This window comes from Burkholderia ubonensis, assembly GCF_001718695.1.
Lineage (GTDB): Bacteria > Pseudomonadota > Gammaproteobacteria > Burkholderiales > Burkholderiaceae > Burkholderia > Burkholderia ubonensis_B.
In genome coordinates this window covers 328,173-348,141 of record NZ_CP013421.1, presented here as the reverse complement: position 1 = coordinate 348,141, position 19,969 = coordinate 328,173, and the positions used below count along the sequence as shown (strand labels likewise).

The window sequence follows — 19,969 nt, the reverse complement described above, 5'->3', positions numbered from 1 at the left end:
CGGCCGGCGAGCGGTCGCTTGCCGGCTGCAGCCACAACCGGTCGTTCGACCCGGACGTGAGAATCGTCAACAATCCGAGCGGGGGCGGCACGATTCGGGCAGCACTTGTCGTGGGTGTGTCTGGGCCACCCGATAGAGTCCGATTCCTTCCCCGGAGCTGTCCGATGGTTGGCTAGTGTCTGACTTCCACCACAATCTTGCTGGAGGATACGGCTGCAAGGAATTCATCGATGCCTTGGGTATTCAGGGTATCCAGATTTGCGTCCCATTCGTCGAGCAGCAAGATGTTGATATTGTGTTGCGTCGAGGCCTCCCGTATCTGTGCGATCGTCCTTTGTCCCGTTGACTGAGAGTTCGAGACTGTTTTCCAGTCTAACCTCGCATGATGCGCCGGGATCAATGCCGCGACGTTGCCAAGTTCTGCCTTTAAAAAGTACATCAAGGTCGATTTCCCAGACCCGTTGGCGCCGCGTATTGTGAATCGTCCCGCAGTGGCTCGCCTAAGAGTTTTTGCCACGTCATCGAAGGACAAAATTGCACTTCCATTTACCGTAATTATTTCAAGCGGGTGATTCAATGAAGCCTGCTGATCTGCTTCGATCTGCTGGTCGGCCGACAAGAGGACACGCAGACGAGCGTTGATCGAAGACCATTCAAGGATGCGATAGACGACTGTACTCAAGGAGTTCAGAATTTGAAAAATTCTCGTAAGACTGACGATCGTTGCGGCCAGGACCGCTGCGTGAATGGTGGGATCTCGAAATAGCTGTACTACCAAAATCGACGTCGGCACCAATGCCAGAAGAGCGATAAGGATATTGCTCCCTTGTCGTATGAGTTGCAGGCCCATTGTGCTTTTATAGTAAATCTCACCACTTTCTTTAGTGCGGTTTTCCCAATTTTCGAAATTTGCCGTGTTGCCGAGCGCTGCGTTGTCCCATACACGCGACAAAACGTCTCCGTAGGCAATTAGACTATTTTCTGAGGTGGAGGCTTGTCTCGCGATCCTTCCACTAACGAGTAGTATCGCTATAGTACAAAGCAGCGCACTGGCTGCGTATCCGAGAAAAATTTCGTGAGGCAACAATATGCCTATTACGAGCAGGCTAAGCGCGCTGTTGAGGAATAGACTGAGCGAGTCATGTAGGAAATCGATATAGTCTTTCAAAACGGTAAACGAGTTGCGGGCAACCAGAGACTCAATAGATTCTCGGAGAGCGTTATCCTTGAATCGCATTGTAAGACCGAAAACCTTGTCCGCTACTTCGGAAACGTAAGTCTTGTGTGCGTGATTAAGCCACGCCTGCGACGCGATAAACGCAATGCATCCGGGTATGTAAGGAAAGACCATGATGCATACGTACGAGATAAGCAAGGCGTTGACGGGCTGTTGAGCCTGAAAATGTTCGATGAGCCGAGTTAGAAAGAACGTGGACACTGCTATGCACGTCTGATGAAGCGCAATCAGTGCGGCGGTTGCCGCTGCAGACCAGTGACCGAAAACGATCGTTTTTTGCGTTAATCTATTGCTCTTTGTCATTTCAAAAGCACTCAGATGGTGTTGTCGCGGGATAGTGCACTTGGGTGTTTCTGCGATGGTCACGCCGAGACAGCGAAGTACGACTCTGCGACATGGTCGGCGCGGCGTACTGCCGCGCAATGAGCGTAGCGCTATGCCGCCGCAAGCCCTAGCGACGTGTTTGCTTTCATTTGGTACAGAGACTCAAAAACCTTATCTAATAGACTTTTAAGACGAGGCTGAACGAGTTCGGGCTTTCTCTTGATGAGCTGTTGCACGCTTACTGCCGTCGCCATCGTCTGCTGAAATAATACAGGGGTCGGCGGATGAGCCATGGGCGTTGCGTTTTCCTGAATTCTCGTTCGGAATACAAGTAACTCGTGCGCTACCAACAGGCTGTGAAAAGCCTTATCTAACGGTCGCACGCGCTTTAGAATGGCGGACAACGCAAAATTGTCGGCGTTTGCGAGAGCGGTGTGCTGGGCGTAGTGGCCATGTGTGCGTTCGTCAAGAAAGATTAGATTGTGAGTAAATTCGTGTACAAGGACTTCAGTTAAATCAATGACGGACCAAGGCTTGCGGTTTGCGAGCCAAATTACTCCTGGGAGAGAGGAGATTGAGCCCCCTCCGGAGTGGATGGACCGGTTGTAGTAAATCGTATGGATTGCTAGATCAAACAATTCTGAGAGCGCTGGACTCAACTCTCTTAACAGGCGCCTGGCCGGCATCACCGCAGCGAGAGCTTCAATGCGAGCGTCGAGAGGGGTAGGCTCAACAGTGGTGCTAATGTCGGTGAGTCCATCGTCGACGAGGAACATCTCCGTCATGTATTCGCAGCGCTTCCCGTCGACGGTGTATTGCTCTTCGGGGTAGTGCGGCACGCCCAACGGGCCAGAAACGGACTCGCAGAAACCTATATAAGCGTCTTTCGTATTCAGATTGGTTGAGGACTCTGCATTTTGCAAATTTGCAAGTATTGCGATGTTTTCTAGATTCGCTTGAAGTCCGCACAGGAAATACATTAGCAATCTCCGCAGTAGTGTCTCGGGGCGCGCGAGCGCCCCGATTTAATTTCGAGTTAATACATTTCGCCCGATTGATCGTGAGCGATCATGTTAAGGCGTTGCGAGTTATTACCCGACTCACCTTCTTCCTTATAGTCGCCGTAAGCACGGGCGCATTGCTTGTTCGCCTTCGTTGCGGCTTCCATGCGGTCTGCGGAGATTTCCAAACGGCTGAGTAGTGCCTGAAAAGCAGAGCTCATTGATGCGACTCCTGATTTATTCTGAACACCATTGTCCAGAAAAGGGCCCGAAAATGTACGGGCTGGTTGAATTTTTAATATTCAAAAAAACTAGTCAATAGAATATTTATTCAATTTTGCCGCACCTTTTTGGTGCTTGTCGTCTTCTGGATCGAACCGTGATGCAATGTCTGGATAAAAGCAGCTAAACATCAGACAATTGCGGACCTTGTTTTATGCGAGTTTTCTTGAAGTGGGCGAAAATGGTGCGGAAATATTATTCTTAACGCATGGATTCGTAAGTGTCGAACGCCAAGAATTGAGGGATAGCGAAGCGCCGATGCAACGCTGCGCGTTGATGTTGGAGCGGGTCGACGACTATCTAACAGCGTGCCGCCGCCGTTCGGTACGTCCGGCAGTTTGGCGGAATAGTCAGTGTTCAAGGTTCGTATCGAATGGCCGCTGTGGACTGCAGATTCAACCGGTCGATGCAACACACTAGAATCTGCGCAAGCAGTGGAGGTGTTGCAAATGAAGCAGAGGCCGAGGATCTACTATTCTGAGAGTCAGAAAGCACTCATGTGGGACCGCTGGCGTAAAGGTGAAACGATTCATCAAATTGCCAAACTGTTCGATCGGGGCCACTCTTCGATACAGCGGATTCTGTCAGAGGCCGGCGGCATCGAGCCTCCGCAAAGACGTCGCGCACCGCAGACATTGACGCTCGCGGAACGCGAGGAAATCTCTCGCTGCCTGGTGAGCGGATTATCGATTCGGTCTATTGCGGTCAAGCTGGGACGTGCTCCTTCCACGATCAGCCGCGAGCTGCAGCGCAACGGAGGCAGCCAAGGTTATCGAGCGAGCCGTGCGGATGAGCTCGCCTGGGATCGGGCACGTCGCCCAAAGATTTGCAAATTAGTGAGCAACCAGACGCTGGCGCGAGTTGTCGCTGCAAAGCTGAGGCTGCAGTGGTCCCCTGAGCAGATTTCTGGTTGGCTCAAGCATGCGTATGCCGTCAATGGAGTTGCCCCTGTAACTCAGGACACGCGGACACCTTTAGGTTGATGACACCGCATTACGCCTGAACTCGCGAGGCGAGCGGTATTTCAGGGCTTTGTGCGGGTGGCGCTCATTGTAGTGTTCGAACGCGATAGCCAGACGCGAGAGCGCCGTTGGTGCGTCGGGCTTGTCCATATAGGCGACGTAATTGTGCTTCATGGTCTTCACGAACGATTCCGCCATGCCATTGCTCTGCGGCGAACGAACCGGCGTGGTCAGCGGCTCAAGACCCAGTTCGCGAGCGAAGCTGCGCGTGCGGTGGTCGATGTAGGCCGAGCCGTTGTCCGTCAGCCATTCAATGGGCTGCGCGGCCTGCGTGGTGCCGAAGCGCTGTTCGACGGCGGCCAGCATCACGTCGCGCACCACATCACCGCTATGCCCGCCGGTCGTTGCTGCCCAGCTAATCGCCTCGCGGTCGCAGCAGTCCAGCGCAAACGTCACGCGCAGCGGCGTACCATCGTCGCATCGGAATTCGAAACCGTCCGAGCACCAGCGCACGTTGCTTCGGTCCACCGCAACGCGACCGTCATGTCGCCGCTTATCTCGCCGCACGCCAGGGCGGCGCAGCAGCAACTGATGCTCCCGCATGACCCGATACACGCGCTTGACGTTGATGCACGGCGCACCGCTCTGCTCCCGACTGCGGCGCAGCAGCGCCCAGACACGGCGGTAGCCGTAGGTGGGAAGGTGCGCCACATGGGCCTGAATCTCCTCGACCAGCCTGGCATCGTTGGTCACGCGGGCACGGCGACCATCGCGCCAGTCGGACGAGCGAGCTCGCTTCACCGCCACGGCAGAGCGCGCCACGCCGAGAACTTCGCAGACCGTCTTCAACGGTCGTCCCCCGGCAGCAATGGTGAGCGCGCAATCAGGTTTTTTGAACGGCCCCATTCCACGGCTTCTTTCAGGATTTCGACCTCCAGCGTCTTCTTCCCAAGTAGCCGTTGCAGTTCCTTGATTTCCTTGATGGCGGCGGCCAGCTCAGATGCCGGCACAACGGTTTCGCCTGCCTTCACCGCCGCCAGACTGCCTTCCTGGTATTGCTTGCGCCAGCCGAACACTTGGTTGGCGTTGACGCCGTGCCGACGTGCAACGGCCGACACCGACGCTCCCGGCTCCAATGTTTCCTGCACGATGGCGATTTTTTCTTGCGCCGTGCGCCGACGACGGCGCTCCGGCTCGGTCAGAATTTCGATGCTTTCCACGTAATGACTAGGCTTACTTGTTAACGCGCGCGCAGAATTGACCCACCGGGGATGCGGACAAAATCTTGGACTACTTTGGAGGTAGTCCATGTATTCATACGAAGACCGCGTTCGGGCGGTCGAGCTGTACCTGAAACTCGGAAAGCGCGTCAAGGCGACAATCCGCCAGTTGGGTTACCCGACGAAGAATTCTCTCAAGGCGTGGTGCGAGGAATTCGAGAAGAGTGGCGATCTGCAGAAAGAGTATGTTCGCGTAAAGCCAAAGTACTCAGAAGAACAGAAGAACCTGGCACTTGAGCATTACGTCAATCACGGGCGCAGCTTCAGCTTCACCCTCAGGGCATTAGGCTATCCCTGTCGGCAGATACTGACGGCGTGGGTTCGCGAGCGCTATCCGGAAACCAGGAAACGCGTGGTTGGCAAGGCAGGCCGACCGGCCGTGTCATTGGCGACCAGGCAGCTCGCGGTGTACGAACTGTGCACACGGGAAGGAAGTGCACAGGCGGTGGCGCAAAAGCTGGACGTCGACAGGGTGTCGCTGTACAAGTGGAAAAACCAGTTACTCGGCCGAGGGGCCCCTGCATCCATGAAGCGCGACAAGGGATCACCATCAGAGACGGATCGGGACGAACTGGAGCGGCAGGTCGAAGAGCTCCGGCGCGACATTCGCAATCTGAAGCTTGAACACGACCTGTTGAAGAAGGCGAATGAACTCGTAAAAAAAGACCTGGGCGTCGACCTGCCACTCCTGAGCAATCGGGAGAAGACGAGGCTGGTTGACGCCCTGAGAGAAGAATACGGTTTGACTGAGCTGCTTGAGCGGTTGGACCTGGCGCGCAGCTCCTATTTTTATCATCGGTCGCCCATACGGGTTGCCGACAAATATGCAGATGTCCGTCGTACCGTTGCAGAGATCTTCGAGGACAATCACCGATCCTACGGCTATCGTCGGGTGCAAGCAGCGCTTAGCAGGCAACGAGTGTTTCTATCGGAGAAAGTCGTGCGTCGCCTCATGAAACAAGGCGGCCTCCACGCAGCAAGGCCCAAGCGGCGCCGATATCGCTCTTATATCGGGGAAATCAGCCCTGCCCCAGATAACATCATCAATCGCGATTTCCACGCGAACGCCCCCAACGAAAAGTGGGTGACGGATATTTCCGAGTTCCAGATTCCTGCGGGGAAGGTATATCTATCGCCCATGATCGACTGCTTCGATGGGATGGTAGTCAGCTGGTCGATTGGCACAAGCCCCGACGCAGAGCTCGTGAATTCCATGCTAGATGCGGCTATTGAGACCGTGACCGAGGACGACGAGACGCCGATCGTGCATTCCGATCGGGGTGGCCACTACCGTTGGCCTGGCTGGCTATCGCGGGTTGCGAAGGCTAAGCTGATCCCCTCCATGTCGCGTAAAGCCTGTTCACCGGACAACGCGGCCTGTGAGGGATTCTTCGGCAGGCTAAAGACTGAGATGTTCTATACAGGAGACTGGCGTTCGACGACCATCGCGGAGTTCGTTGAGGTACTGGACGCCTACGTTCGCTGGTACAACGAGAAACGGATCAAGGGCTCCCTTGGCTATCTCAGCCCCATCGAGTACCGTGAAAGCCTCGGGTTAGCAACGTAAATCAGTCCAAGAAAATAGCCGCATCCCCGGTGGGTCAAATTTAGCTGCGCGCCAACACTCAACTGACTTAGGATTACTTCATGATTGACGGAACAAAACTTATCGCTGCCCCGATCCGCTGGGCTATGGTCGGGGGCGGACGTGGCAGCCAGATCGGCTATATTCACCGTTCGGCAGCGCTGCGAGACAACAGTTTCAAACTGGTGGCCGGCGCCTTCGACATCGACCCAGCGAGCGGGCGCGATTTCGGAGCTGGCTTGGGCGTGACCCAAGAGCGTTGCTATGCGGACTACCGGACAATGTTCGCGGAAGAGGCCAAGCGCGTCGATGGCATTCAGGCGGTGTCAATTGCTACGCCTAACAGCACTCACTTCGCCATCAGCAAGGCAGCGCTGGAGGCAGGCCTGCACGTAGTATGCGAAAAGCCGCTGTGTTTCAACACTGAGGAAGCGGAAGCACTGCGCCGCGTGGCACAGGCGCAGAACAAGATCGTTGGCGTCACATATGGTTATGCTGGCCACCAAATGATCGAACAGGCGCGTTCGATGATCGAGCGCGGCGACCTCGGTGAGATCCGCATCGTGCAGATGCAATTCGCCCATGGATTCCACAGCGAGGCGGTGGAGGAGGCCAACCCCGCTACCAAGTGGCGCGTCGACCCGAAGCTGGCCGGTCCGAGCTATGTGCTAGGCGACATCGGCACCCATCCCCTGTACCTGTCGGAAGTGATGCTGCCGGATTTCAAGATCAAGCGCTTGCTATGCAGCCGCCAGAGCTTCGTCAAAAGCCGCGCGCCGCTGGAGGACAACGCGTTCACGCTGATGGAATACGAAAACGGAGCGGTCGGCTATGTATGGTCCTGTGCGGTCAACGCTGGGTCGATGCACGGCCAGAAGATTCGCGTGATTGGCTCGAAGGCTAGTATCGAATGGTGGGATGAGCGGCCCAATCAATTGTCGTTCGAGATTCAGGGCCAACCGGCGCAATTGATGGAGCGTGGCATGAGCTATCTCTATCTGGAAGCCCTGGTGGACGACCGCATTGGCGGCGGACATCCGGAAGGGCTGTTCGAGGCCTGGGCGAATCTCTACTACCGGTTCGCCCAGGCGATGGACGCAACCGACCGCGATGACCATGCCATCCTAAAGACGCTGCGTTACCCGGACATTCATGCTGGCGTCGAGGGCGTGCGGTGGGTCGAGAACTGCGTGCGTTCGTCCGATGCCGGCGGGGTATGGGTGGATTATCGGTAAGCGAGAAATTCTCCGCACCTAGCCGGCGCTGCCGAATCGATCCACGATTGCGTCCGCAGACTTGAATTGCGGACGCAAATGATGACCGACACTGACTTTGACTTTCTCCCTCTGCGAGTGACCCGGACGTGCGCGGATGGCAACCTGGGAGCTATGCGGTATATGTGTTGGATCGTGCCGCGAATGATGAGGGGTTGGCTGTATGCCAGGTGACCGGCATTTGGCGGGAGTGCGACGAAGGGTACACGGGCCGGTTGTGGTATTCGACCAGTGTTGGTGAGGTGCGGCCATGTTCGCATGGTCGACTGGTCGAGGAGACGCGGCCTGAATTGGTGAGTGAACTAATGTTTGAGGTCGGCCGCGTTGCGCCGCGTGTCAGCGCCGCATAGGTGGTTCCAGTTGGAGGCGTAGTGGCCAATGCCGCGAGTCCGAGGTTCTCCCCAAACGCCCGGGAAAGGCATCTTGGTCGCGTTCGCCGGGGAGGCGAGAATCGCGCCCATCTAAATTTCTGATGGCCAGATATAAACGATAGGTCGGCCACCAGATGGTTACGTGGCGGCAAATCGACGGGCTGCCGATTACGCTGGCGGCTGCGCGGCGTCGAGATATTGGCGATGTCGTTTGCCCGGGACGCATGTCAGTGCGTATCAACATGAAATGCGGCTCGCCGAACTGTTGGGCCGAGGGCGGACTGCTGCGGCTGTCGCGTGGTGATGCCACGGCGTGCCGCCAACGCAAGGCGTGCCGCCAACGCAAATGAAGGGTAACACAGGAAGGGCTATGTTACCCTTCATTTCAGGACGCCGCGTCAAAGCCCTACGCTCGAGGTGCTTCTGTATGCTTGGCGCGGGCGCCGAGGGCGTGGAGGTTCTTCCGATCCGGGTGGGACCGCCGGAGAGGCGGCTTTGTCACAAACGGTGCTGAATCTCTATTGCAAGCGCCTACATTTAGCGTGGCGAAAGGCGAGGGCATCGCCAGACAGATTGTTTAATTTTCTCCGCGGTGCGGAGAGAATTAAGGGTTTGAGCGCTCGGTGGTAGGTAGCCACCCACATATCGATTTGTCGTCGATCTCGACACTGCAAAGATCAGAAGAGGGGCCTTCCGGATTTCCTTGTACCGGGCGCGCCTAGGCCGAGTCTGGTTTGCCTGTCGCAGAAAAAGATCACTAAGAGTGATCTTTTTTATTCAAATTCAAACCACCCTGCCTTGGCAGAAGTTTCCAGAAAGTGTATTTTGTTCACTATGAGTGAGCAAAATTCCGGAAAATTAAACCTGCTATTGGCCGAACTGGGCGACACGAGCCTGGTGTCGAGCCGCTGGCTGCGGGTTCATCGCTACTCCAGCAGCCTCGTCGCGCGCTACGTGCGCAGCGGCTGGCTGGTGTCGCCGGCGCGCGGCGTCTACATGCGTAAGGGCGGGCGCCTGCAGTGGGAGGGCGTGGTCCGCAGCCTGCAGGTCGGGGAGGGCATGCCGCTGCACGTGGGAGGCCGCTTTGCACTAAGCCTGCAGGGGCACGAGCACTATCTGCGTCTGGGCGATGCCGGCACGATCACCCTGTATGGGGTGGAGCGGCCACCAGCTTGGCTTGGCAAGCTGTCTTTGGCGCAGCGGTTCGAGTATCTGGGCAAGGGGCCGTTCGATTTGCCGCCCGTGTCTTTCACGGTGGAGGTGTCCGCGACGACGCTGTCCGAACAGGGCTTGGCGTGGAACCAGGCTGCCCCCGGCGCAGATGCCCTGGTTTGCTCCACGCCGGAGCGGGCCATGCTGGAGCTGTGCGACGGCGTCTCGGACGTGGCCCTGATCTATGAGGTGGATGCGTTGATGCAGGCCATGACCACGTTGCGGCCCCAGCGGGTCGGCATGTTGCTGCGCGTATGCCGCAGCATCAAGGCCAAACGGCTGTTCCTGGCGCTGGCCGAGCGCCATCGGCATGCATGGCTGTCGCACGTTCCGCTGGATGGCGTCGATCTGGGTCGGGGAAAGCGCGCGCTGGTGCCTGGCGGCCGCCTGCATCCGACCTACCAGATCACCTTGCCGGGAGACCTCGATGAACACTTGGCTTGATCATTGGGATCGGCGCTATACCGACCGCGTACGGCTGCTGGTCGAAATTCTGCCTGTCCTGGCCGAAGAGCCTCGCTTCGCGCTCAAAGGCGGCACGGCCATCAACTTGTTCGAGCACGACTTACCCCGGTTGTCGGTGGACATTGATCTGGCATGGTTGCCGGTGCGTGACTATGCCGAGGACGCAAGGCTCATTGCCGAAGCGCTTGGGCGGCTAGCCGATGTGCTGCGCGCCTGGCCTCTGCAACTGCAGGTGCAATTGTCTGCAGGCGGGGGCGCAGGCGTCACGCGGCTGGTGGCCAGTCGCGGTCGTGCACGTGTGCAGATTGAGACGACACCGGTGATGCGCGGCACGGTGCACCCGGCGCGGAACATGGTGGTGCGCCCGAAGGTGGAGGAGGCGTTCGGCTTCGCCTCTGCGCAGGTGCTGGACTTCGCCGACCTCTATGCTGGCAAGCTGGCTGCGGCACTGTCGCGACAGCATCCGCGCGATCTTTTCGATGTCGGCTTGTTGCTGGAAGACGAACGGGCGGATCAGATGCTCTGGCGGACTTTTCTCGTCTACCTGACCTGCAGCCCCAAGCCAGCGTGGGAGATGCTGGCGCCCCGAGTGCCTGCGGATTTCGCAGCGACCTTTGAGGCGCACTTCAGGGGTATGACGGCTGAGCCAGTCGAAGCCGGGGTTCTGCTGGACATCCATGTGCGCCTGCTGTCGCGCGTGGCCGGGTGGCTGGATGAGCCGTCGCGTGCGTTCCTGCGATCCATCGAGGATGAGCGGCCGGACTTCGATCTGATCGGACTTCCGCACGCGGCTGGGTTGCCAGCCGTGCGACGCAAACTGCTCAACCTGGCCCAGCGCACCGACGCAAAACGAGCGGCGGATAGGGGGCTGTTGGAAGAAGCGCTGACGCGGATCGTCGGCGCTAGATCGTCACGTTGAGACTAAAACGACGCGACCACTTAAACCTTATGAATCAGGCTCATTATGGGTGTTGAGGACAAAACAGGCGCAGCGTCGATAGAAATCGATAAAGTTCGGGAATCCAAGGCGGGCCATGGGGGATGCGGACAAAATCTTGGACTACTTTGGAGGTAGTCCATGTATTCATACGAAGACCGCGTTCGGGCGGTCGAGCTGTACCTGAAACTCGGAAAGCGCGTCAAGGCGACAATCCGCCAGTTGGGTTACCCGACGAAGAATTCTCTCAAGGCGTGGTGCGAGGAATTCGAGAAGAGTGGCGATCTGCAGAAAGAGTATGTTCGCGTAAAGCCAAAGTACTCAGAAGAACAGAAGAACCTGGCACTTGAGCATTACGTCAATCACGGGCGCAGCTTCAGCTTCACCCTCAGGGCATTAGGCTATCCCTGTCGGCAGATACTGACGGCGTGGGTTCGCGAGCGCTATCCGGAAACCAGGAAACGCGTGGTTGGCAAGGCAGGCCGACCGGCCGTGTCATTGGCGACCAGGCAGCTCGCGGTGTACGAACTGTGCACACGGTGTCACCTTCCGGCATAAAGGAGCCGGGTATTTCCGGCATATAGGCGCCAGTAGAAGCGGGTAGAAACGAGCATCTTGGTGGGTTCAAGAATGGGCCGTTTAGGTGGCGTTTGCAAGGTTCAAGTGATGCTCCGGAGGGTGCCTCGGGCTTTGATAGGAGTGACCGTCGAGCACGAGGCAGTAAGCGTTGTGACGCAATCGGTCGAGCGTGGCCGAGGCGAGCAATCGATTGGCCGGGAACGCTTGATCCCATTCGGTCAGATCGAGGTTGCTCGTGACGATGGTGGACGCAGCCTCGTAACGCTCGGCGATCAGTTCGTGCAGATCCTCGTCGGCGGGCGGACGCAGCGGCTTGAGCCCGAAGTCATCGATGATCAGCAATTCGACGCGCATCAAGCTGGCGAGCCGGCGCTCGTAGGCGCCGGTGGCGCGAGCGGCATTCAAGCTCGTGGTGAGCTGGGTGCAAGTGGTGAACAGCACGTCGACGCCTTGACGTACGGCGCAATGACCAAGGGCCTGCGCCAAGTGGCTCTTGCCGGTACCGCAAGGCCCGACGATGAGCACCGGTGCATGTTTGAGGCCGGTCGGAAAAAATGGAAGCCAACGTTTCGTAAAATCGAGAAACGGAGGCATGGATGAATCGAATTCCAAGAGCGGTCTATACGAAGGAGCTTCGCGACGAAGCGGTCAAGTTGGCGTTGGCCGAAGGTGTGGGGGTATCGGAAGCTTCCCGGCGCTTGTCGATCCCAATCAAGACGCTGGCAAACTGGGTGCGCGCGGCGAAGGCCGGTAAGCTGAAAGATGTCGGCCGGCACCAGAGGCCACTGACGGAAATGGAGGCCGAGCTGGCGCAGGTCAAGCGCGAACTGGCCGAGGTCAAAATGGAGCGCGATCTGCTAAAAAAGTTCGCGACGTACTTCGCGAAGGAGTCGCGGTGAAGTACGGCGTGATCGAACAAATGCGACAGGACTATCCCGTGCCGCCGATGTGCCGCGTGCTGGGTGTATCGGTGAGCGGCTACTATGCGTGGCGCAAGCGCGGGCCGTCCGAAAGAACGCAGCAGGAGCCTCGCCTGGAAGCGGAGGTACTTGCGGCACATCAGCGAACTCGGGAAAGCTTCGGGCCCGAGCGCCTGAAGCAACATCTCGATGAACGTGGCGTGCGAATCGGCGTGCACCGGATCAGGCGACTGCGTAGAAAACTGGGACTGCGCTGCAAGCAGAAACGCCGGTTCAAGGCCACGACGAATTCGAAGCACGACCTGCCTGTCGCGCCGAATCTGTTGAACCAGGATTTCTCAGTGACCGCGCCCAATCAGGCCTGGTGCGGTGACATCACCTATATCGCGACCGACGAGGGCTGGCTGTATCTTGCCGGCCTGAAGGACCTGTACAGCGGCGAAATCGTCGGCTATGCGATGAGCGAACGTATGACGAAAAATCTGGTCATGCAGGCACTGTTTCGCGCTGTCGCAACCCGACGACCGCCGGCGGGCCTGATTCATCATAGCGACCGTGGGTCGCAATATTGTGCGCTGGCTTATCAAGCACTCATCGGCCAGTTTGACATGCGCGCGTCGATGAGCCGCCGTGGCAACTGCTACGACAACGCGCCCATCGAATCCTTCTGGGGAACGCTGAAGAATGAACTGGTCTATCATCAACGCTTCGCCACGCGCGAGCAGGCGCGCCTGGCGATCAGCGAATACATCGAAATCTTCTACAACCGGCAGCGCACGCAGGCGCGTCTGAACTACCAATCGCCTGTCGCGTTCACGCAGCGCTTCTATTTGAATCAGATCGCTGCTTAACCCGTTGGCCTCCACGAATTCCGTCCGACCTCAGTTCGCCGAGGTAACGGCCGCCGGCCAGATCATGCACGAGTGCGCGGTTCAATTGCGGCAACCGATCGAAGTCGAATTGCTCCAGTGTCTTGCTGGTGCGGAAGGCGGCGCGTCGCATGCGCAGCGCAAACTTCTTCTGTTCACGCCGGGCGATCGTGAGCGAGAAACGCGCGAGCCTCGGGCGGCAAGTGGTCGCGCACGGTGAGCCGGTCGCCGGGGCGACGGCCACGCACATGCGAAGCCACCAGTCGGTAATCGTCGTAGATGCAGACCGAAGCATCGGTCGCACGCAGCCACAACCGCTTGCCGACCAACGAGAATGGCACGGAATACAGCATGCGCTGATGCGCGACATGGCAGTCCCGGTGGACCGAGACCTTGTGCCAGGTGCCCAGATCGGGCGCGACGGCGGGCAGTTCGCGCATGAGGGGCCGTTCGAGTTCGAACAATTCGAGCGGTACTTTGCGCGTAGTGCCGTGGATGCGGAGCCCCGCTTCGTGCATGACCCAATGACGCGCCTGCGCGTTCAGGTCCGTGAAGTCGCGGAACTGGCGCAGCGGCAAGAAGTTGCCCTTCACGTATTTGACGCCGGCTTCCACGATGCCCTTCTTGGGCGGATCGGCCGGTGGGCAAGGATCGATGCGGAAGCCGTACCCTTCGGCACATTCCGCATAGGCGCGTTGCACGACGGGATCGTATGTACAGGCACGCGTGATTGCGCATTTGGGGTTATCGATGATCACGCGCGTGGGGACACCGCCGAACCATTCGAACGCGCGGCGATGGCATCCGAGCCAAGTCGCGACCGTCTGGTCCCAGACGAACTCGACGTACTGGTGTCGCGAGAAGGCAAGCGTCATCACGAACGCCCACGTGCGCTTGAACACACCGTCGGCGTCGGGCAGCATCGGGCCGGCGCCGAAATCCACCTGTGCGGCTTCCCCTGGTGCAAAGCTCAGCGGCACGGTGGCGTCGGGCGGCCGATCGGCGTTGATCGAAACGATCATGCGATAAACCGACGAATAGCTGCCGGTGTAGCCGTGCTCGCGCCGTAATGCGGCCAGAATCGCGGTGCCGGGCACGTTCTGCTCGAGCCAAGACGCAATCAAGGCGCGATGGACTTCGAGCCCTGAGACGGTCGACGTGGCTTTGCGCGGCGAGCCCAGCGCTGCGGCGATCTCGGCGTCATCCGGCAACGGCGCATCGGGCTTGAGCCAGCCGCGTTGCTCGGCCAACTCGCGCAGTGCAGCGAGCTTGCGTCGGCCCATGTAGCGACAGCGCGCCAGCTCGCGGTCGGAATCCCCGTGGCGAATGCGCACGAGAACCTGTCGATATTGGTGCATCTCGATTCTCCGTCGGCTCATCGCAGCCTCCCTTGGGGGATCACGCCCCAAAGGGTAAGCCGACGATGAACGTCACCATCGAGATGCTCGGTACCGCCCCTGGCTCCTATATGCCGAAAATCGGCTGGCTCCTATATGCCGGAAACGAAGTGGCTCCTTTATGCCGAAAACGTCCCGGCTCCTTTATGCCGGAAGCCCGGTGGCTCCTATATGGCGGAAGATGACAGAGGCACCGGCTATATCATGCCGGTTACTAACGTATTGGGTTGTGAAAGCGTCGAAACGTAAAAGACTGTCAAATCCTCAAAATATTCCCCATCCAGTTTTTGCCAGAATGGATCAATGTGTTAAATTATTGCGCAGAAATAGAAGTAATCTTGTTTACAAGTAATTCCTGGATGTTTGGCGAATAATCGCTTAAACGGCGAGCCACTGAGGCTCGGGGTGCTGACATTGGTGGCATGGGAAAGGTGCGAGTCTCAGAATGAGAATTGGCTACGCTCGTGTATCGACAGAGGAGCAAAACCTTGATCTCCAAATCGATGCTCTAAGGGGATCTGGGTGTGAATCTATCTATTCTGATCAGGGAATTTCCGGTGCGAAGATAAATCGTCCTGGACTTGCCGAGGCGCTTCGTGTGTTGAAGGCCGGTGATACGTTGGTTGTGTGGAAACTCGACCGTTTGGGGCGGTCCATTCGTGACTTGATTTCGGTAATGAGTGATTTAAATCGGTCTGGCATCAGATTTGTCTCTTTAACTGAGTTGATCGATACCGAGTCTTCAACGGGCCGATTTACGTTCCATATGATTGCAGCGCTGGCTGAGTTTGAACGCGCACTTATCAGTGAACGTACCCGAGCCGGATTAGAGGCGGCCCGCCGACGGGGCAGTCGGCTCGGGCGCCCAAAGGCTTTGCAAAATAATGAGATTTGGCACGCACGTGAGCTGCTTGCTGCACATTCGGAATCTGTTGTTGCGAGAAGCCTCCAGGTGCATCCTAGGACGCTTTCACGATCTCTCAAAATTGGCGAAGCGCAAGAGCGGGGTTCGGAGGCGCCCGAGGAACAGAAGCTCGATAGACATGTCAATCAGATGAAATGTATGCAGTCCGATAGACTCGAATTGTACAATGGACTCCAGATAAATAATACGATTTGCATGGAATGCACTGGCATGTTGATTCCACTGGGGAGTATGCTGTTTTTATCGAGGCGAATCGGCGCAAAAAATCATGCCGTCCGCGATGGGGCAGCGAAGAAGCCGCTTTCAGGTGTGACTGTGCGTATGGCCGCCAACTGCGTGGCATCGAAACTCGGTCGCCCTTAGGGTGTTTATCAATATTTGATATGTTATTTTGAAATTGTAAAAATTAATATTTTATATGTAAATAGAGGTGTTGGTGTTTTAAATGGCTCATCTGTCGAGATGGCAGTGAATCCGCACAACAATCGTCGAGGCGGTTAGTCGTCGATAGAAAGAATGGAGCGCGTCGTGGAAAATTGGCTGTCGCGACATTACGCTTTATCGTATGTTGATTGTCATAAAGCGCGGTAACCGTCGTTATCGTGTGCAACCACGACATTGGCAATTGGAGGATCTCATTGGGTTTGATGGATAGACTGTTGCGTCAGGCTGGCGCACAAGATTGCGGTCGACGTCGAGTTATTGCGCGCGTACTACTCGATGAGCGTGGACACGTGCAGGACGTCGTGCTTAAGCATAGCTGCGGAGATTCGGAATTGGACGCCCGAGCGCTGGATGCACTGCGTGAGCAGCGCTATGGGGTCACGCGCACAGGCAAGCGAGCGGTGCGACGGTGGCAAGAGGTTGCCTATCCCGTTGACTGACGAGGTCTGGGCATTCGGTGGACGAGTGACGGGGTGCGACGTTCAAAGGCATAAGAACAGACTCCGTTCGCGCACGCTGCTAATCCGGCGGCAAGTCAGCGACGCGTTGTTGTTCCGGACTGCGTGGATGGGCCGCATGGTCGCCCTCGCTCGGTGGTGCGGCTGCGCGACGCGGCCCAATACTGTGCGTGGGCTTCGTGGTTCAAGCGCTGCTCAATGGCTCATGCGACGGCCAGCTCCTAGCCCGTACTCGATGCCTCGGCGTGTCACGCGCCGCACCACAACATCACAGCGAGTTTCCTGCGAGCAAACCAATACGTACAGGTTGCGCGACCCTTTTCACCGTCGGGCGACGAACTAGATCAACTGGTCGACTTGGGCAAATTGGTCAAAAGCCGCTGCATCCGGAGTTATGTAGTCGGCTTGTGTCGAAGTTTTGGAACGCCGAACCTGGTGACAATGCGACAGAAGCCTCGTCGGAGCCCTCATTGGAGATGCCGGTAGGGCCGTGCATTGTGGTGATCTTTTGTGTGGCGTCTCGCTGCAGGCGCCGAGCTTAGCTCGCCTGCAGCAGGGAGGCCTGCAGATCGCGTTCGTGCTGTAACTCGGCTGACTTCAGCCATTGTTCACGACACTCCGCGAGTGCAACGCTGGGGACATTCAGTCACATCGAAGCAACCTCCATCAGAAATGCGTTTAGGGCCGACCATTTTCTGCTCAGATCAAGACCTTTGCTCTACTCGATAGCTCGGGGCGTCACCATAACCGACTGATCCGCTGCCTGCATGGCTGCGTTTCGTCTCAGCCAGTTCAGCGCTTGCCGGAGCAGGGCATCTCCTGATTTGCTATTGCGCGCGGGAGCGTCGGCTTGGTTGCCGATCCGCGTTCCTCGCGTGCGCTGCGTCTCGATAGCGCGCAATTGCGCCACCACCTCGCGTTCGTGCGCTGCCCGAGACGCGTCGTCGTCGGGATCCAGTGGATTGGGGAGCCGATTGGCCAGGTCGACCTCACGCAGTGGCGGAAGGCCGATGGGGGATCCGGATCGATGTTCGTCGACCACGATGTCCGGTATCACCCCGCGATTCTGGATCGATCGACCCGTCGGGGTGTAATAGCGCGCAACGGTCAACATCAGGCCGGCGCCGTCGGATAACCCGCCGGTGACCTGAATGGTCCCCTTGCCGAAGGTAGGTTGTCCCATCACGACGGCACGCTTTGTATCCTGCAGTGCCGCGGCGAAGACTTCCGTGACCGACTGTGACTGCGCGTTGGTCAGTACGACAAGCGGCACGGTCTTGAAGCGCGGCGCAATGCCGGCCAGCGGATCAGCCGCGTACGCCGGGCGACGATAGTCGGCATAAGTGGTGCGGTACGCGTGCGACTTTTCTGGATTGCGATCCACCACGGTCGCCACGAGGGTGTTCTCTGGCACAAAGGCGCTGGCTACGCCCACCGCGTCCTGCAGCACGCCCCCGCCGTTGTCGCGCAGATCGAGGACCAGTCCTCGGAGACGAGGTTCGGCAATGGCTAGCGTCCGTAACCGGTCGGCGAGTTCCGGGACAGTCTGCTCGCCGAAGCTGCTGATGCGGACATAGCCATACCCGGGGGCGGGGCGTGCCATCGTCACACTGGGCGTGCGGATGAACGCGCGTGTCAGGACGACGGTCCACGACCGGTCCTCGCTCGGCCGCATGAGCGCGAGTCTCACGCGGGTGCCCGCCTCGCCGCGCAGATGCTTGACCGCGTTCTCGAGCGTCAGCCCCGGCGTGGGCACGTCGTCAATGCGGGTGACGAGGTCACCGGCTTGAATGCCGGCATGGGCGGCCGGTGATTCGTCGACGGGGGCTGCCACGCGCAGCGCGCCGTCGCTCAACCCGACTTGCAGCCCGACGCCGGCAAAGCCGCCATTCAGATGCTCCTGCAGCTTCGCGAACTCAGCGCGCTCGAAGAACTGAGAGTGCGGGTCCAGATCAGCCACCATGCCCTTGATGGCCGCTGTCATCAAAGTCGCGTCGTCCACGCGTCCGGCATAGTCCTGCTTGATGAGATTGAACGCTTGTTCGAGGGAGCGGCGCACGTCGGCTGGCAGGCCATCGGCCCGTGCCAACCCGGCGGCCGTGATTAGCAGGAAGGCAACGAAGGCGCGCATGGCAATGATCCAATCCGAACCGGCTGCGCCGCGAGGCGGCGCCGCTCGTCGTAATCCATCATGAGTGTGCGCATTTCCAGCCACATCCCATAGTAATGGACAAGAAAGGAATCGGGCTCGGCGAAGAACCAGGGCGTGTTCAGAATGCGTGGGCTGAGGATTGCGGTTTCATCGAGCAGGCCGAGCTCGCGCATGGTCTGAATAAAGTAGTGCTGGTCGCCATTGCCCGCATAGACAGAGGAGCGATCGGCCAGACTGGCGATTCGCTGCATGAGCAATGCGAGCAATTCAAGGTTCGCTGGAATCTGCGCGAAGCCCATCACGCCAGAGTTGAAGGGCCATTGGCCGATGTCGCGCGCGAGCAGCACGGTGCGGTCCGCCAGCAGCGGCTCGAGCCGTTGGGCGGGGGCGTGAATCAACACGTCGGCGTCGACCCAAACCACCCATGAGTGGTGTTGCAGATAAGCGTGCAGCAACCACGGTTTGATCCAGTTGCCGGTGCCGCTCAGCCCCACTTCTTGGGGCATCCCTCGGTGCACATAGAGCGTGTAACCGTGTCGGGCACAGTACTGTCGGAGATTGTGCTCGGCGATGGCTCCGTAGCGGGCTATCTCGGGGGTATAGAGCGTGACGAGTGCGATCGGCTGGCCCGCGTCGTAAGTTGAACGCTCGTCGGGATCCGGCTGGGCAGGCGGCTCGAAATGAAAAAACGGTCGGCCCGTGGTCCGGCAGGACTGAATGTGTTCGGCCAGCACGCGCCGAAATCGAGGCACGGCGAGCAGCTCGGGCGGCGATTGCTCGGCGGTGCCAAGGCTGATCGCCAAAGTAGGCGTACGCGCCCAGGCGGGATCGACGTTTGGACTGGAATTCATCACCACGCAGATGTTCGCCAGCGGCTGATACCAGTCGTGAGCGGCGGCATCGGCGAACAGCGCGGGTTCGCCCGGAAATGGCTCGCCACCTAACCGGCAACGCGCCACGACCCGTGCGAGCCGCTCGCGTGACGCAGCGCCATTGCGCCAGATCTGGAGGTTGACCTGCGGCAGCGTCTCGGTGGTGCGCACCAGCAATTCATCGCGTCCGGCGACGAGCGGTTCGATTGGATAGTCCCCGACGATCAAGGCGCTCTCGGTCAAGAGCAGGACGACGTCGTCGTTCGCGCAGACATGGAGTCGGTCGAGCAGTGTCTGGTACTTGTGCAGGGCCAGGGCTTGAGGGCCGCGTGGCCCATCACACGCGTCGACCACATAGTGGGGATAGCCTCGCGAGTCTGCATAGGCCCGATGGTTGGCCACGCTCGTAGGTGAATGCTCGGC

13 protein-coding genes and 4 pseudogenes are annotated in these 19,969 nt (G+C 58.4%); 9 read left to right on the top strand and 8 right to left on the bottom strand.

The annotated features are described in order from the left end of the window. Positions 1-172: 172 nt before the first annotated feature. The 3 genes from WJ35_RS31350 to WJ35_RS31340 all read right to left on the bottom strand — a co-directional run bounded on the left by WJ35_RS31350 (position 173) and on the right by WJ35_RS31340 (position 2,783). Positions 173-1,540: a hypothetical protein gene (locus WJ35_RS31350; RefSeq protein WP_155121936.1), complete on the bottom strand. Its 1,368-nt coding sequence runs from the start codon at positions 1,538-1,540 to the stop codon at positions 173-175. A 131-nt stretch (positions 1,541-1,671) separates the two neighbouring features. Continuing rightward, positions 1,672-2,541 (bottom strand): aKG-HExxH-type peptide beta-hydroxylase, encoded by an 870-nt coding sequence (locus WJ35_RS31345; RefSeq protein ID WP_155121935.1) that lies wholly within the window; start codon positions 2,539-2,541, stop codon positions 1,672-1,674. Between the two features lie 56 nt (positions 2,542-2,597). After that, positions 2,598-2,783, bottom strand: a complete 186-nt coding sequence (locus tag WJ35_RS31340; RefSeq protein WP_155121934.1) for a hypothetical protein — start codon at positions 2,781-2,783, stop codon at positions 2,598-2,600. A gap of 510 nt (positions 2,784-3,293) precedes the next feature. Here WJ35_RS31340 and WJ35_RS30350 point away from each other — a divergent pair. Next, positions 3,294-3,809: pseudogene (locus WJ35_RS30350) on the top strand (transposase); the annotation flags it as partial. A gap of 9 nt (positions 3,810-3,818) precedes the next feature. Here WJ35_RS30350 and WJ35_RS16605 read toward each other — a convergent pair. Beyond that, positions 3,819-5,017, bottom strand: a protein-coding gene (locus tag WJ35_RS16605) for an IS3 family transposase (protein WP_155121948.1) whose coding sequence is annotated in 2 segments (ribosomal slippage) — positions 3,819-4,702 and positions 4,702-5,017 — 1,200 coding nt in all. Because the reading frame shifts where the segments join, the coding sequence is not laid out codon by codon here. Between the two features lie 97 nt (positions 5,018-5,114). On the opposite strand from WJ35_RS16605, the gene WJ35_RS16595 reads away from it, so the two are divergent. From WJ35_RS16595 to WJ35_RS16575, 5 genes and pseudogenes are all read left to right on the top strand, one after another. Then, positions 5,115-6,653, top strand: a complete 1,539-nt coding sequence (locus tag WJ35_RS16595; protein WP_059460485.1) for an IS3-like element ISBmu11 family transposase — start codon at positions 5,115-5,117, stop codon at positions 6,651-6,653. Between the two features lie 80 nt (positions 6,654-6,733). Further along, positions 6,734-7,906 carry a Gfo/Idh/MocA family protein gene (locus WJ35_RS16590; protein ID WP_059461595.1) on the top strand — a complete coding sequence of 391 codons (1,173 nt, stop codon included), beginning with the start codon at positions 6,734-6,736 and terminating at the stop codon, positions 7,904-7,906. Between the two features lie 1,244 nt (positions 7,907-9,150). Then, positions 9,151-9,972, top strand: a complete 822-nt coding sequence (locus tag WJ35_RS16585; RefSeq protein WP_060235538.1) for a type IV toxin-antitoxin system AbiEi family antitoxin domain-containing protein — start codon at positions 9,151-9,153, stop codon at positions 9,970-9,972. Beyond that, complete coding sequence (locus WJ35_RS16580; protein ID WP_069239534.1) at positions 9,956-10,912, top strand: nucleotidyl transferase AbiEii/AbiGii toxin family protein; 957 nt, start codon at positions 9,956-9,958, stop codon at positions 10,910-10,912. The genes WJ35_RS16585 and WJ35_RS16580 overlap by 17 nt, the downstream gene beginning before the upstream one ends. A 159-nt stretch (positions 10,913-11,071) precedes the next feature. Then, positions 11,072-11,470 (top strand): annotated as a pseudogene (locus WJ35_RS16575) (IS3 family transposase); the annotation flags it as partial. A gap of 99 nt (positions 11,471-11,569) precedes the next feature. On the opposite strand, the pseudogene WJ35_RS16570 reads toward WJ35_RS16575, so the two are convergent. Beyond that, positions 11,570-12,034, bottom strand: a pseudogene (locus tag WJ35_RS16570) (ATP-binding protein); the annotation flags it as partial. 71 nt (positions 12,035-12,105) lie between these two features. On the opposite strand from WJ35_RS16570, the gene WJ35_RS16560 reads away from it, so the two are divergent. After that, positions 12,106-13,280 (top strand): IS3-like element ISBvi4 family transposase gene (locus WJ35_RS16560; protein ID WP_155121863.1). Its coding sequence is split into 2 segments (ribosomal slippage): positions 12,106-12,367 and positions 12,367-13,280, totalling 1,176 coding nucleotides; the frame shifts between segments, so codons are not numbered across the junction. Between the two features lie 185 nt (positions 13,281-13,465). On the opposite strand, the pseudogene istA reads toward WJ35_RS16560, so the two are convergent. Next, positions 13,466-14,656, bottom strand: a pseudogene (gene istA, locus WJ35_RS16555) (IS21 family transposase); the annotation flags it as partial. Between the two features lie 484 nt (positions 14,657-15,140). Between istA and WJ35_RS32655 the strand changes: the two are divergent. Together WJ35_RS32655 and WJ35_RS30340 are read left to right on the top strand one after the other, a co-directional pair. Then, positions 15,141-15,983, top strand: a complete 843-nt coding sequence (locus WJ35_RS32655) for a recombinase family protein (RefSeq protein ID WP_080484362.1) — start codon at positions 15,141-15,143, stop codon at positions 15,981-15,983. A gap of 284 nt (positions 15,984-16,267) precedes the next feature. Then, the gene (locus WJ35_RS30340) at positions 16,268-16,504 is read left to right on the top strand and encodes an energy transducer TonB (protein ID WP_106919380.1); all 237 of its coding nucleotides are present in this window, start codon (positions 16,268-16,270) and stop codon (positions 16,502-16,504) included. 736 nt (positions 16,505-17,240) lie between these two features. On the opposite strand, the gene WJ35_RS16550 is transcribed toward WJ35_RS30340, so the two are convergent. Together WJ35_RS16550 and WJ35_RS16545 are read right to left on the bottom strand one after the other, a co-directional pair. Next, positions 17,241-18,653, bottom strand: coding sequence for a S41 family peptidase (locus WJ35_RS16550; RefSeq protein WP_059461598.1), 1,413 nt, complete (start codon positions 18,651-18,653; stop codon positions 17,241-17,243). Next, entirely contained in the window at positions 18,626-19,948 is a 1,323-nt protein-coding gene (locus tag WJ35_RS16545) for a galactosyl transferase GMA12/MNN10 domain protein (protein ID WP_230459708.1), read from the bottom strand. The genes WJ35_RS16550 and WJ35_RS16545 overlap by 28 nt, the downstream gene beginning before the upstream one ends. Positions 19,949-19,969 lie beyond the last annotated feature (21 nt).